This is a genomic window from Paracnuella aquatica (assembly GCF_003332885.2).
In the GTDB taxonomy this organism is placed as follows: Bacteria; Bacteroidota; Bacteroidia; order Chitinophagales; family Chitinophagaceae; genus Flavisolibacter; species Flavisolibacter aquaticus.
In genome coordinates this window covers 1-13,362 of sequence record NZ_QOWJ01000026.1, presented here as the reverse complement: position 1 = coordinate 13,362, position 13,362 = coordinate 1, and the positions used below count along the sequence as shown (strand labels likewise).

19 protein-coding genes are annotated in these 13,362 nt (G+C 40.2%); all 19 read right to left on the bottom strand.

Annotation, left to right across the window (positions count from 1 at the left end; translation table 11 throughout):
• Positions 1 to 152: 152 nt before the first annotated feature.
• The 19 genes from DRJ53_RS21820 to DRJ53_RS20600 all read right to left on the bottom strand — a co-directional run bounded on the left by DRJ53_RS21820 (position 153) and on the right by DRJ53_RS20600 (position 13,215).
• Positions 153 to 359 (bottom strand): GDCCVxC domain-containing (seleno)protein, encoded by a 207-nt coding sequence (locus DRJ53_RS21820; RefSeq protein ID WP_013631656.1) that lies wholly within the window; start codon positions 357 to 359, stop codon positions 153 to 155.
• Positions 356 to 955, bottom strand: a complete 600-nt coding sequence (merTP, locus tag DRJ53_RS20685; protein WP_013631655.1) for a mercuric transport protein MerTP — start codon at positions 953 to 955, stop codon at positions 356 to 358. The genes DRJ53_RS21820 and merTP overlap by 4 nt, the downstream gene beginning before the upstream one ends.
• Positions 956 to 1,205: 250 nt before the next feature.
• The gene (locus tag DRJ53_RS20680) at positions 1,206 to 1,814 is read right to left on the bottom strand and encodes a hypothetical protein (RefSeq protein ID WP_114237584.1); all 609 of its coding nucleotides are present in this window, start codon (positions 1,812 to 1,814) and stop codon (positions 1,206 to 1,208) included.
• 205 nt (positions 1,815 to 2,019) lie between these two features.
• Positions 2,020 to 2,517: a GIY-YIG nuclease family protein gene (locus DRJ53_RS20675; RefSeq protein WP_114237585.1), complete on the bottom strand. Its 498-nt coding sequence runs from the start codon at positions 2,515 to 2,517 to the stop codon at positions 2,020 to 2,022.
• Positions 2,518 to 2,704: 187 nt separating this feature from the next.
• Positions 2,705 to 3,151, bottom strand: a complete 447-nt coding sequence (locus tag DRJ53_RS20670) for a hypothetical protein (RefSeq protein ID WP_114237583.1) — start codon at positions 3,149 to 3,151, stop codon at positions 2,705 to 2,707.
• Between the two features lie 13 nt (positions 3,152 to 3,164).
• Positions 3,165 to 3,404, bottom strand: a complete 240-nt coding sequence (locus DRJ53_RS20665; protein ID WP_123893754.1) for a hypothetical protein — start codon at positions 3,402 to 3,404, stop codon at positions 3,165 to 3,167.
• A gap of 153 nt (positions 3,405 to 3,557) precedes the next feature.
• Positions 3,558 to 4,025, bottom strand: a complete 468-nt coding sequence (locus tag DRJ53_RS20660; protein ID WP_123893752.1) for a peptidase associated/transthyretin-like domain-containing protein — start codon at positions 4,023 to 4,025, stop codon at positions 3,558 to 3,560.
• A 198-nt stretch (positions 4,026 to 4,223) separates the two neighbouring features.
• Positions 4,224 to 5,033 carry a hypothetical protein gene (locus tag DRJ53_RS20655; RefSeq protein WP_123893750.1) on the bottom strand — a complete coding sequence of 270 codons (810 nt, stop codon included), beginning with the start codon at positions 5,031 to 5,033 and terminating at the stop codon, positions 4,224 to 4,226.
• Positions 5,034 to 5,255: 222 nt separating this feature from the next.
• Positions 5,256 to 5,789 (bottom strand): hypothetical protein, encoded by a 534-nt coding sequence (locus tag DRJ53_RS20650; protein ID WP_114237579.1) that lies wholly within the window; start codon positions 5,787 to 5,789, stop codon positions 5,256 to 5,258.
• A gap of 181 nt (positions 5,790 to 5,970) precedes the next feature.
• Positions 5,971 to 6,534, bottom strand: coding sequence for a hypothetical protein (locus DRJ53_RS20645; RefSeq protein ID WP_114237578.1), 564 nt, complete (start codon positions 6,532 to 6,534; stop codon positions 5,971 to 5,973).
• Positions 6,535 to 6,696: 162 nt separating this feature from the next.
• Positions 6,697 to 7,269, bottom strand: a complete 573-nt coding sequence (locus DRJ53_RS20640) for a hypothetical protein (protein ID WP_114237577.1) — start codon at positions 7,267 to 7,269, stop codon at positions 6,697 to 6,699.
• Positions 7,270 to 7,426: 157 nt separating this feature from the next.
• Positions 7,427 to 8,062 carry a hypothetical protein gene (locus DRJ53_RS20635; RefSeq protein ID WP_114237576.1) on the bottom strand — a complete coding sequence of 212 codons (636 nt, stop codon included), beginning with the start codon at positions 8,060 to 8,062 and terminating at the stop codon, positions 7,427 to 7,429.
• Positions 8,063 to 8,245: 183 nt separating this feature from the next.
• Complete coding sequence (locus tag DRJ53_RS20630; RefSeq protein WP_123893748.1) at positions 8,246 to 8,755, bottom strand: hypothetical protein; 510 nt, start codon at positions 8,753 to 8,755, stop codon at positions 8,246 to 8,248.
• A 210-nt stretch (positions 8,756 to 8,965) separates the two neighbouring features.
• The gene (locus DRJ53_RS20625) at positions 8,966 to 9,391 is read right to left on the bottom strand and encodes a hypothetical protein (RefSeq protein WP_114237574.1); all 426 of its coding nucleotides are present in this window, start codon (positions 9,389 to 9,391) and stop codon (positions 8,966 to 8,968) included.
• Positions 9,392 to 9,618: 227 nt separating this feature from the next.
• The gene (locus DRJ53_RS20620; RefSeq protein ID WP_114237573.1) at positions 9,619 to 10,116 is read right to left on the bottom strand and encodes a threonine/serine exporter family protein; all 498 of its coding nucleotides are present in this window, start codon (positions 10,114 to 10,116) and stop codon (positions 9,619 to 9,621) included.
• Positions 10,117 to 10,331: 215 nt separating this feature from the next.
• Positions 10,332 to 11,243, bottom strand: coding sequence for a TlpA family protein disulfide reductase (locus DRJ53_RS20615; protein ID WP_114237572.1), 912 nt, complete (start codon positions 11,241 to 11,243; stop codon positions 10,332 to 10,334).
• 379 nt (positions 11,244 to 11,622) lie between these two features.
• Positions 11,623 to 11,964, bottom strand: a complete 342-nt coding sequence (locus tag DRJ53_RS20610) for a hypothetical protein (protein WP_114237571.1) — start codon at positions 11,962 to 11,964, stop codon at positions 11,623 to 11,625.
• Between the two features lie 195 nt (positions 11,965 to 12,159).
• A complete protein-coding gene (locus DRJ53_RS20605; protein WP_114237570.1) occupies positions 12,160 to 12,642 on the bottom strand; it encodes a hypothetical protein in 483 nt (160 codons plus the stop codon).
• Positions 12,643 to 12,798: 156 nt separating this feature from the next.
• A complete protein-coding gene (locus DRJ53_RS20600) occupies positions 12,799 to 13,215 on the bottom strand; it encodes a hypothetical protein (protein WP_114237569.1) in 417 nt (138 codons plus the stop codon).
• Positions 13,216 to 13,362 lie beyond the last annotated feature (147 nt).

The following is a 13,362-nucleotide window of genomic DNA, read 5'->3' as shown; positions in this document are numbered from 1 at the left end:
ACTGTAATGATGAAAGAGCAAGGAATGCCTGCATGATATGTCATGGCCTAAAACAAATAAAAAATACTACAACTTCCATGCAGCTAATCCCTTTTCATAGGAACCGATGTTATGCGGTCGGCTTTCGATTTCAGTCAGTTTTATCATTGTCTTTAACAGCAATTTGTCCCGGCTTGAATGGATGGACATTTCACTGTTCCATAGCTACAAAATACACAACAGTCGCCCTGTTTTGGCTTTAATACCTTTTTGCAGCTTTCGCACTCGTAAAAATATTGGCAAGCGTCTGTCGGCATAGTTTCTTCTTTCTTATGTCCACATTCAGGGCAAGTGATAGTTGATTGCAGGATTATGTTCATTTTATTTCTTTTTTGTCGGTTACGGAATAGCCTGTTTTAGTTATGGCTTTTTCTATCTCTTGAATGTCGGTTTGAGTTCTATCAAATTCTATGATTGCGTTGCCGTTGTCGTAAGAAACATTCGTCTTAATTATTCCTGTCAGTTTATTTACTTCGTGATTTACGTTTTCTTCACAACCTGCACAAGTCATTCCGTTAATTGTAAATTCTGCTGTTTTAATGTTTGATTGGTCGGTTATGATTGTTTGACTTTCTGTCTTTGGAAAGAATATGTGGACATAACTTGGAAACGCAAGCATCAGTCCTGCAAAAACTGTTACGAAACCCAAAAACTTTTTTGTCTGAATAAAGGGTGTTTTTTCAGTTGTGTCGCAGCAGTCAATTTGTTTTTGAGGTTTCAGTTTTTGATACCAAGCAAACGCAAGAACCAAAACTGTCAAGCCAATTAAATATGGTCTGAATGGGTCAAGCCAAGAGAAAGTAGAAGCAAGTCCACTTGTTCCAGCCAACAGAGCCAAAACAGGTGTAATGCAGCATAGTGATGCCGAAATTGCTGTCAAAAGTCCAAGTCCTGCAAGTTTATTATCTGATTTCATTTTCTTACTGTCAATGTCGTTGGTTGTTGTCTTTTAAGCTGCCGCATAACGTCTACCAGCTTTCTGCTGTGCCGGGATTTTATATTCGTCTGCCCGGAACTGCCGTTGATTGATGTTTTGTGGTTGAATTTAAGAACTAAAGCCGAACGTTAAACGTCGAGCCGGAACAAAAGCTGAAAGATGCACAACTGCTGATGCTCTGTTGGGTCAGCCGGCATAGCAGAAAACTGCTGTTATGTGCCGTTGTTCGTCATTTAAAGTTTCTCCAAATCAAATACAGTTCTTCAATCTGGTCAGTGGTAAAATAGACTTCAAAAAGATTACATCTCCCAAAGTAAGCCATACATTCTCCGAACTTTAAATACTGTGTCTGCGGGATCGCTCTTTTTGCCAAACACTTTTTCAAAACCGCGTGACGCTTATTTTTATCTTCTTCGATTATTTGGTCAAGCCGTTCGATTTCCGCTTGGGAATATCTATTTCTGAAAGTGGGAAGGTGTTTAAGTGAGCTCCAATTATTTCTTGCATCGATACCTTGCTCCACATTACGAAACCAGCCTTTGTCTAAAGCAAACCGAAGTGGTTCCTTACGTTCAAGGTCGATGCCGTGTTGCTTCATTTCAGTCCAGAAGTCTTCTGTGTCTGCGTTTACGGTTTCGTTCCAATATGTAAGAACTTGGCTTGCCAGCGTTTTTTTCTCGTATGAGTTGGCTTTGGGGTTCTTTGCTAAAAAGTCTCTAACGAAAGCCGACTGATTGTGTAATGCCTGTTTCGTCTGTTCATCAAGTAAAGCTGAAGCACTAACAATGTTATCTTGAATTTCTGTAGTTCTGACAAGTTGGTCTATGTTTCCTTTCACGATTAAGTAGCCTGATTTTGGTTGCTGGGTCTAATGGCACATAACGTTTCGGGGCTTTGCGTTCGTGTGGGCATTCATTGAGCGTCCAGCCCTGGATAAAGATATGCAGCTAAATTGAAAGCTTCAGTTCAGCCTTTGTTCGTCCGCCCACATGACGCAAAACCCATGTTGCCTGCTGGCGTGTCTCTTGTGAACGGCTTTCAAACTAATCAGCAAGGTTTGCAAAAGGTCGCCTCCCAAACTGATTGACAAAATCTTTTATTAATTGCGCTTCAACTGTTCTCGGGTCATCGTTGAGTAAAGGTTTCCAACACACGACAAGATTATGTGATGAAGCCAATTGCCATATAAGTCGTCCGCCCCAATGTCCAACGTTTTCGCCTTGTCCAAAGCCAAAGTATTGTTTTAGTCTCGATTTCAATGTTGCGCTACTGCTGTCACTACCAGCCTTGCCGATGTACACAACAAGTGTTTTGTCAACCCAATTTGCTTTGAGTTCAGCAAGTGAAATATTCGGATTTTTTCCTTTAAAGTGTCCCCCTGTGCCAACCGGTAAAAAAGCTGGTGGGGTCTTGTCAATGTTAAGAACAAGGTAAACGCCTTTAACTGATGGCAGTGGCGAACTGTCATTAAAAAGCTGCTGCATAGATTTGAAACCTTCAAAACCTGCCGTCTTTATGTCGTCAATGTTATTGAAATCCATTTTCGTGTCTGACTGAAGTTGTTTGGTGTGTCCCGCTACGCTTGCAGGCAACGGAACAGGTATTTCTGCAGTAGCGGAACTCCGTGTTACGTCAGCCTAATTTATCGCGGAAGTCGAATAGAATTACAATTGTTTAGCACTTGTATTTCAGCCGCTATTGCTGAAATACCATGTTAGCAACAGTTTTTTACTTCTCGTGTGTGTCAAGTTTCCAATTTTTGTCACCTCTAATTTTTTTCCAGTCCCAATATGTTTCATAAAACTTGTCGTGTAGCCAGTCATCGACTGGTTCCGAATTTTCATTAGGCTCTTCGTCTATAACTTTCAATCCGGTCCAATCATTGTTGTCGTTCTTCGGAAATCCAGTGCCATCAAATAAGTTTAGCATGTTGAATACGATACCTGCTGAATTGTCCGCAACGACTTTTCTTAAAGCATTTTTTAAGTGTTCGTTATTTTCAAGTTTCTTGAGCTCTTCTATCTCCAGTTCTGTCAAACCACAATTAGGTGGATACGTCAAAAAACTAAAATCTTTTTTATCAAGGATATTTGTAACTAAAGCGTCTGCGTATTCTTCAATGTCTTGATGAGTGTCAAGCAAAAAAGTTTGAGCATTTTTGTTTGATAAGTTCATTGTCATTATTGCATTAAGGCCAAATAAATTCTTTCGCTTTCTGACTATCAGGGTCAAACCACTCTTCAGCAATTTCTTGAAAGATTGGTTGTCCCTTCTTGTCAGTTCTTGTTTGAATTAAGTCCCCAACAGGTGCACCGTGTAAATATCTTAGACGTCCAGTTGAGTCAAACTTAATCTTGCCCTCTTTAAGTAACGTTTCATATTTCGACCAGCTCTTGATATTATCTTTCGTTATTCTGATTTTTTTCATCGTTTGTCTGTGTCGTCCTAGAATTGGTGCTAACGTGAAAGTGTTTATGAAGTTGTGGCATTTGAAAAACTTCGGTGTCAATTAACCACAACAGCAAAATAGCTATTTATAGTTGAATGCTTATCCTCCAGCCACAATTTCATAAACATAATGTTAGGTGCTGGGCTGTTGTGTCCTCGCTTTATGTCTTTCTATCATTTCCTTTTTGTGAAAAATAAACTTATCAATGTAACAGGGTTTATCTGTTTTAAAAACCCTTTTTGTAAATGCAGATTGATGAAGTCCAGATAATTTGTCAAACTCCTTTTTTCGAAGTCTGTCAACTTTTGCTGGAGACCTGAAATCGTATGTCGCCGCAAGTTGAAGAATGATTTCAAGGTTATTACAGTCGCTTAATAAATCAAGACTTTTCCATTCCCTGCCTACATCGGCAACTATCAATGCTTTTGTGTCCGCAGGAACGGTTATACTGAATTCTCCGTTCTTGTCGCTTTTTGCCAAGAGTACAGTATCAGCAGTAAAAATGCTTACTTGATAGATTGGATTAAATTCATTGTCAATTATCTTACCGGTCAATGTACGTGTCTGCCCCGAGACATGTGTCACAGGAAGCAGTGTCATAAAAGTAATAATTGCTCTTAATGTCATAATTGAAAATAGAAGGCTGTCGCTTCTGCCTTGCACCTAACGTGAAAGCATTGCTGTCAGGTGTGACATTGGCAGCAATGGAGTTGAGTAAAGATAATGGGATGCCATATTATTCGTCAAGCTACATAGTAGCAAGTCAGCCACACTTGCAGCAATGCACTGTTGTGCGCATCATTTATAAGGATTGCCATCTTCTATGTATCGGACAAAAACATTTGGTATATCCATCCTTATAGCCCTTTCAAAAAGTCTTTCTTTATTAATTCCAGATTTGTAAGTAATTGGTGTAAGCTCTTTCAGTGAACAGTCTAAGGTGATCATAAATTTTCTTTTGTTTGAAGATTCTTTTTGCACCCTGTCGTTTCTTGCTTTAGGCTTTGCCACAGTTCGGCAGAATGCTTGGAAGACACTTATTGTCTCATTTGACGGGTCTAGTAGTTGTAAATCAGAGAGTTGATTTCGCAAATGTTCATAGGGTTCAAAAAACAAATTTGGCTTCGGAACACCCCACCAACTATTCCCCTTGTAATGAACAAGCGGTTGACCGTTCGCTTTTAATAATCCAAAAAGATAACCACTGTTGCGTATGCGTTTAATCAAAAACCAATGAAGAAAGTCTCCATACATTAAAACAGATTTATCAAAACCTTCAAGTCGAGTTGTCAAAGTTCTCAAATGGTTCGTTACTCCAACAACTCTATCTTGAAATTTTTGGTCAAAAGCAGCGCTAACATCTTCAATTTGCTTTTTTAGGTATTGCTTTAAGGCGCTCTGAAGTAGGTCTCTCCTAGCTATAAGCTTCTGCCTGGTGTCAAGTAGTTCTTGACCTGATAAATACACATTGTTGTTTTCAGTGTTCAGCGCATAAAAGTTATTGACATGGATTAATTCGTCACTCTGCCAAAGCGGATCGATGAGTTGAAAAACTAATTCTGTCTGCTCGTAAACTAACATTCCTTCTATCCAGTCAAAAGCATTCATTTTGAACTTGGGTTTTGGTTGCGCACAACGTTGAAGCATTGGCGATGTGGCGGTATTCATTGAACGTCCAGCCACGAACCGATGCTGATTGAAAAACTAATGTACAGGTTTTCTTCATTTGCCAGGCATTGTTCGTCGAGCCGGGACGAAAGATGATAAGCGATTTATTGCTGATTGTTGCATATCGCCCCGCCATATGCGCCAATGCACTGTTGGCTGCAGTTATGGTTTAAACAGTCCTCTCGCCTTGAAAACTGTTTCCTTTTTGATGTTGAACAGTTCTTGTAGTGACTTGCCGTCTTCTCCTACCCACAAACCATTTTTTCCCTTTTTCAGAGGGTCAAACTGATACTTTTGGTGAAAATAGTAGCTGCCGTCTTCACTTTTTGAAAGGTATAAAAGCACTGCCGAATGGCTTTCGAACGCCGGTCGTCCATAGTGGTCAAATGCTTTAAAAACAATAGTGTCAGTTTTGAGGTCATTAAACACGGGCTGTAAAACCTTGTATTTCCCTTCAAAAGCATTATCCATAATGTAACTTCTGCGTTGGACTATTGTGTCACCAGTGGTTGTATCAATCGTTATGCTTACCGGTTTATGGTAGGATGCATTGGGATCGTACTCGGCTAAAGAAATCTTTTCGCCAACAAATGCAAAAAGGTTTACAGAAGTGTCAATAGAAGATTTTTTCCTTGTTTGTGATTGTCCGAAACTTACTTGGGAATGCAGTAAGAGAAGCAGTAAAAGTCTTGTCATACAGGTAAGTTCAAATTACCAACAGTTTTGCTCAATTGCAGCCAACGGATTAGCGCTTGCCGATGTACCGGTATTAGCATTCCGTCAGCTTAAATTTATTGATCAAGGTAAATAGCGGCCATTTGCTTAGCACTTTTTCTTCAGCCGGTATATTGGCAAGCGCCTGTTATAGGCATTGCTATCAGTCTGCCAGCGCTTTCATTCCAATATTATACAACTCTGCCCGAAGGCCATAAAGTATCATACTGGCACCAAGTGGATTAGTCAAACCAAAAGTCTGCTCCTTCCATGTATCAGGGGTTGCCGCTATTCCCAACGAATCACCTGATGCTTTGATAGCCGCTTTTTGTTTCTCAGTTTTTGCCACAGCTTGGGCCGTTGTTATCGTATTATTTAATTTATAAATGATGCTGTCACCTGCACCTTTGTACAGAAATGTGGATTTCACCAGTTCTACATTGTGAACATCCATTTCGTCTAACTTGTCCATCTCTGTTTTCATGCTGTCAAGGTAGTTGTCAGCGCTGATGAGGTTTGCCTTAAAGGTTTGCAGCGCTAATTTGTCGTCGCTGCTTTTTTCAGCTATCTGATATGCTTCTATAAAGTCCTGTTTCGATTTCTCAACTTCCGCATCCATGTCCTGTTTAGCAGTCGCAATTTTACTGTCAACATTCTGTTCTATGTGTCCACTAAAGTTGTTGCAGCTAAGAAGAAATATCAGTGTTAGTAGAGGTAGTGTTTTCATGATGGTTGTGATGCATTGCCTATAACGTTGAAGGTGTTGCTGTCAGTAGGTGCATTTGAAAAACTGCAGCTTCACTTTGTTCCAGGTTCTGATTAAAGATAAAAAGTTGAAAGCATATTCTTCGGCACCTATTGCAGCAAAACCCTGTTATAGGCACTGCTATCAGTCTGCCAGCGCCTTCATTCCGATTCTGTACAACTCTATCCGTAGTCCATAAAGCACCATGCTGACGTCAAGTGGATTAGTCAAGCCGAATACCTGTTCCTTCCAAGCATCAGGGTTTGGTTCCATTCCCAAAGAGTCACTCATTACTTTTATAGCGACTTTTTGCTCCTCTGTTCTCGCAACGACTTGCGCTGCTGCTAAGATTCGATTCAATTTGTTGATAATGCTGTCACCTACACCTTTGTAAAGGAAAGTTGATTGCACCTGTTCTACATTTTGAACATCCATTTCGTCCAACTTATCCATCTCTGTTTTTAGGCTGTCCATGTAATCGTCAGCGCTGGCAATGGTTGTTTTGAAAGTTTGCAAGTTTTGCAGCTGTAATTTGTCACCGTCCCTTTTTTTAGCAATCTGATATGCTGCAATGAAGTCCAGTTCTGCTTTCTCAACTTCCGAATTCATGTCCTGTTTTGCAGTTGCAACTTTACTGTCAACCTGCTGTTCTATGTGGCCGCTAAGGTTGTTGCAGCTAAGGAGGAGTAGCAGTGTTAGTAATGGTAGTGTTTTCATGATGGTGGGAATGCATTGCCTATAACGTTAAACGCATTGCCGAAGGCGGGGCGATAGCGATTTGTTAGCCCCACTAAAGTACTACAGCCAAATAGAATTGCAATACCTCAGCCCATGTTCTTCAGCCCCGCTTGCGGCAATGCGCTGTTAGCGGCATTCATTTGAACTGGTCTAAATCTTTACTCTTGCCTGTGAGGTCCTGGAGCAGTTTTCCAGTTTTATTTAAGATCTTGTCAAAGCCAGAAACCATATTGATAGAGTCTACCCATTCAATGGATTGGATTGTTCTTAGTTGTTCGAGTGTGTCCTTGTCTCTATGAGCGATAGACACGTTTCTAATCTTCTTCAGTTGGTTGAAGTAAGATGCTTTATAAAGGTTTAAGTCTTTGGTTATTTCTTTGAGACAGGCCTCAAATATTTCTTTATCAGTTAGTTTCGAAATTATTCTTCGGAAGTCTTTCCCAAGCAGGTCGAAAAGGTCATTCATTGTCTCATAAACCAACAATGCCGCTTGACGGGCAAAAAGCCTTTTCTCCCACTCACGTTTTGAGAAAACCATTGCTTTTACAATGATTTTTAAGTCGTAAGATGTGATATTGACGAAACAAGCAATATTCCAAACAATTTTGTTGTTGCTGTAGTTAAGGGTGTCCGATAAGTTCACGCCTAGAGACAAAAGCTCCAAAGTAGCTTCTTGTGTAAAGAAGTTTTTTTCAAAATCTCGTTCGAAGTCTTTGATTTTGTCTTTAAGTAGAAGTGCAAACTCCTTGTCTGTTTCAGAAATATTGTACATAAGTTAGTTTGGGTGCTAGTTGCCGCTAACGGTCGGGGCTTTGCGTTCGTGTGGGCATTCATTGAACGTCAAGGCCGGGATAAAGATATACAGCTAAATTGTAAAACAGCATTTCAGCCTATGTACTTCAGCCCACATGACGCAAAACCCATGTTACCTGCATGGCCTTTGTCAAGCGCAAGTTTATTTCATAAATTCTATTGTTTGCGTGTTTAAGCCTTCAATGCCGATTCCAAGTTTGTTGCCACCTGATGGTTCAGCCCAGAAAATAATGGAGTTATTTTTGTCTTTAAATTCAAAGTGGCCATCTTCTGTTGCACCTGCTCTCCAAGTTCCATGTCCATAAAATGAGGTAAACTTGTTTTTATCGAGCTGAAAGGTATTATCGGTATTCAAAATTAGCTGTGTGGGTTGTTTATCTGCGCTACCAGTGTTTTCCGAGGTGCCTGGCCAAACCATAATGTAAGTTCCAGCATATACTTTTTCTACCCGCTTGTTCAGTTTAGGAATATGAATGTCATAAAACCAGTATGTCAGCGCATAAAGAGAAAGCGGAACAACTGCAATACCCAGTCCGATTTTAAGCATTCTCTTAGATTTTCGGAAAAGGGCAAACACAAAGAAGAACAGGGCAAGTAATGCTGTCAGCCCTCCAATAATAAAAAAGATGATTAATATAATTCCTTCAAACATTTACAATGGTCGCTTTAGGCTTGCAGGTAACGTTCAAAGCATTGCTGTCAGGTGTGGAATTGGCGGCAATGCAGTTCAATAAAGAAAATCAGATGCCGAGCTATTCGTCAAGCTGAATAGCAGTACTTCCGCCACACTTGCAGCAATGCACTGTTGGCTGCTGCGGTTGAACAACCGAAAGTTCGTCGACATTACGTTTTATTTTTTAGTTTAAATTCTCTTGGCAGTAAATCGTTTGATATTTCGGATACCAGCATCGTCTAGCCCGTTAATATAGTCGGCCATTTTTGTCGACACGCCTATTTGATCCCTTGTTTTGCCGTAACCACAGAAGATAGATACTTTTAAGTGCTGATTGAATGTTTTTCCGTCAAACCAGGAAGACTTTTCACCCTCGCAAAACGGTACATTGATTATAATATCGTTACCTAATTCAACATCAAAAAGGCTTAGTTTGGCCGAGTGTTCTTGATACTCGAATACTAATGCTACTTCTCGCTTATCGAAAAATTTATAAAGAGCATCTTGTGCTTCATTAGCTAACTCCTTTGTCGGGAAGTTTAGCATAAAGTGAGGGAAGTTCAAATCAATACAAATTGCTTCGTCTAAAATTTGCTCGAGTTTATTAGTTGTCATATGCAGCGTTGTTTCTAATCGCAAAACAAAAAGTTTAGACGATTGTGTCAAGCGGAGGCTTCAGCCTTTTCATCCAGATAGCTTGCAGCCAACGTTAAAGCATTGCTGCCAGGTGTGGCATTGGCAGTAATGCAGTTCAGTAAAGATAATCCGATGCCGTGTTATTCTTCAAGCTGCATAGTAGCACGTCCGCCACACTTGCAGCAATGCACTGTTGCATGCAGGCTCTAGTCCTCTGTCACCCAAATACTGTCTCTTGAGCGAAACACTGTCGAATGCCACCCGTCGCTATGAACTTCAAGCTCAAATTGGCTCTTCGTACTGTCTGTAGAGTAGACATTCCTTTTGGCAAATTTGGCTTTAAGTTGATTGTCCATGTCAAGCGATTCAATATCGGTGGGAAAGTGTCCGTGCTTCGACTTGTATTGATAAGCGGCTCGAATAACCTTGTTTCCTTGCTTCTCTGCCCGACTTCTTGAAAGTTCAATGGTGGTGAGACTGGCAATGGTGGCAGTTAGAAAGAATAAAAAGATAAAGCCGGTCAGTCGAATGCCTTTTGAATATTTTAGTATAAGGTCAATGATAAAGCCAATTACAGTCAGTCCCATAGCAGCCATTGTCCCAACAGCCAGAAACATAAAAAGAAAGAAATGACTGCAAAGTATTCCTGTCAGTAAAGCAAGAGCTAAAACTATTGTCCAAGGGTTGAAAAATATTTTTGGCATTAGCAGGGTATGTCAAACGGCTTGCATGCAACGGAAAAGCATTGCTGTCAGGTGTGGCATTGGCAGCAATGAAGATGAATAAAGATAATGAGATGACGTAATATTCGTCAGCCCAATAATAGCACTTCAAGCCACACTTGCAGCAATGCACTGTTGTGCGTATTCGTATCAAAGTCACTTTCAAAATTAGAACCTTGATTTTTTGTTATGGTCGGTCAGTTTAAAACGGCTTCCAACAAAGTTGTAAGCCGAGAATGCTCATCATCATCGTCAGATAGGATATTTTGATAAATCAATTTCCCTTCCTTGTCAATTAAAAAATATTGCGGAATAGGACCAACTTCATACAGTGTGCTAATTTTTACTTTGCCGACATAAGATGGCAAATCGCATGTTTGCAACCATGAAAGACCATGCTTTAAAATGGCATTCTTCCAGTTTGTTACATTTTCATCGATAGACACTGAAATCATCTTTAGTCCCTTTGGGCTGTATGATTGTGATACTCGCTTCAAAAAAGGAATATTCCGCACACAGGGGACGCACCAAGAGGCCCAAAAGGTTAGCAAAACATAATTTTCTCCCCTGAAATCAGATAAGCTTTTCGATTCTCCAGTACTGGTCCGGAATGTAAAGTTGGGCATCATCAGATCCAACTGCATGGACTGCTTATAATTGATCAATGCTAAAACTGATTTTCCTAATGGGGTGCCGTGTAATTCAGGGCTCATTAAGGAATATACTTTTAATAAGCTATCGACCTTTAAGCGTGTCGAATGAAGAATCCAAAGGCTAAAATTGTGTAACGAAGCATAACTGCTTGGGTTGTGCCGTATAAATTCGATTATTCTTAGAAGTTCTTGATTTTTGGCCGCATAGGCAACACGATACAGCGAATCAACGTCACGGCCCTTCAGATATCCTTTATTGTAATTAATCCATCTGGCGGCGGCATCATTAGTTGTAGTCTTATAGGGACGGATAAATTCCTCATATTGATTTTGATCCAGATTGAATTGTTTTTCATATCGTAACGGGATAGGCTCACTTATCTTACTAGTTACCTGTGTGAATCCGGCCTTAGCCCAACAAATAAAAGTGAGTACCAAGAAGTAGATTGGTTTCATTGTAATGAAGGTAGTTTTGGGTTACGCACAACGTTCAACGGCTTTGCGTTCGGCGGGGCATTTTATAACGTCCAGCCCAGAATTGAAGCCGATAGCTGAACTAATGTACAAGTTTTATTCTGTTGTTCAATAACGTTCGGTCACGCTGGGACTGCTGTTGAACAAAGAACTAAAAGCTAAAGTTTTATCTGTCGCCCCCGCTGACGCAAAACCGCTGTTAGCGGCATTACGCTCCCACGTTTTACATGGTGTTTCTAACCGATTGAAGTCGAATTTACTTGTCAAGTATAAATGACAAGCAGTTTTTTCCGGATTAGCTAAGTTGCCGATACTCAGCCATTTTTTGAAGTCAACCTTAAAATTTGTTTTGGCGGACTTACTACCTTGAAATTTTGGTGATCAAAAAATTCTCTGCACAGCAAGGAGCTGATCCTCTCTGCTGAGTAGCCTTCACTTCACCACTTATAGTTACCTGTAGGTCATGTTGATAAAATTCTATCGGAAAATTGCAAGGTATCAGCCTTGTGTCAATTGTGCCTTCCTCAACCAAGTAAACAGGCTCAAAGTAAGTGGCTGTCAGCTTAACTACTACTCTTTTGTTGTTTATCGTTCTTACAGTAGATATGCCGGAAAAGCAATCAGTTGCTTTGTCTTCTTTTTTGCAGGAGATGGGGAGATAGATTATAATAAGCAGTGTAGGCCAAGTTATTCCTCCTCTCATAATACGGTTTTAATGTTGACAAGTTCTAAGCGTGAAACGTTGCATTAAGTTGCCGCTAACGCAGAAAGCATTTACGAAGGCATGGCAGTTATTTACTTTAGCCTCATTTGCTTTCTGCTGCTGATTAAAGATATAGAGTTTGGTTGTTGTTCTAAAGCCATGCTTTTGTAAATGCACTGTTAGGCGCATGTTAAGTCACTGCGAGAAATGCCGTTCGTCATTAGAAATTAACACACGTTCGGCTTTCCCGTTTTCCACTTTCCATTTAGCGATGTAAGTACCGGCGCCATCGGAAAAGAAGGATTCAAGATAATAGGCATTGCCTTTTCTTTGAAGCGAAAATTTACCGGCACTTAAACCGCCTCCAAATGTTGAATTGAACATTCCTGAAACATTTAATGGAATTTTCTTTCCGTCGATTTGAATAGTTAAAGAAAATAATTCTGTTTGAGGTAATTCTAAGCCCTGATCTATTCCGTAAAATGATTGACCATCAATTTTACAAATGTATTGTTGACCCGCCGCGAGGCAAGTATCGATTTTGTGCCGGTATGGGTTAAATTCTCCGACAGAACCTAACAAGTAAACCTTAGGGGCAAGCTGCACTTTGTATCCACGATTCTGAGAAAAAGAGATAAAGGGTATTGTGGAAAGGAAAAGTATATAAAGTGTCTTCATGGCTGAAAGATTGCGCCTAACGGAACGGGCATTTATGCAGTGGTGGCATTTCCTGTTCTGTCAGTTTTGGTTAAAGATATATCGCTGATTTGAAAATCAAATGCTGGTTACATGCATTTCAGCCACCATTGCATGAATGCCATGTTATAAGCCGTTTTAGTCCTTCAGCACACTAGAACCACTGACAACAAAATGGGTTTTGTCAGTCACTTTATTGTTCAGGAGTCTCCAATGCTCCGAATATTGGTCAACCTTGGAATACGCAGGAAATACGCTCAATCTGATATCATTACTAAAAAGGAGGTCAAACCCACCAAAGTTGTCTGCAACAACAGAAATAACTGTTAATTGATGTGTCTTGATTAGTTCTTGGAGTTTGAAGTCTCTTAAATTCCCATTTAATTTGTCCCAATCAAAATGCTCGTCGTATTCAGCATTCTCGTCAACAGGCTCATACAAATCAAGAGAACCAGCCAGGATCTCTGTGTCGCTTGTGAACCGCCAGGGACTTTGCAAATGAAGGGCGAACTCACCGATTTGTATTGCTTGTCCTGCATTATTTGTTTCCAACAAGTGTCCGAACTTTAGGCACTCTCTGTTTGAGGCTCTTTGAGGTGTACCGGTTTTGATGAACAGTTGACTTGCTTAGGTTAAAGAATAAAAGTAATGGTTTTCATATTCCATTGGACTTTGGTAGTTTAGGGCTGAATGTTTACGGTG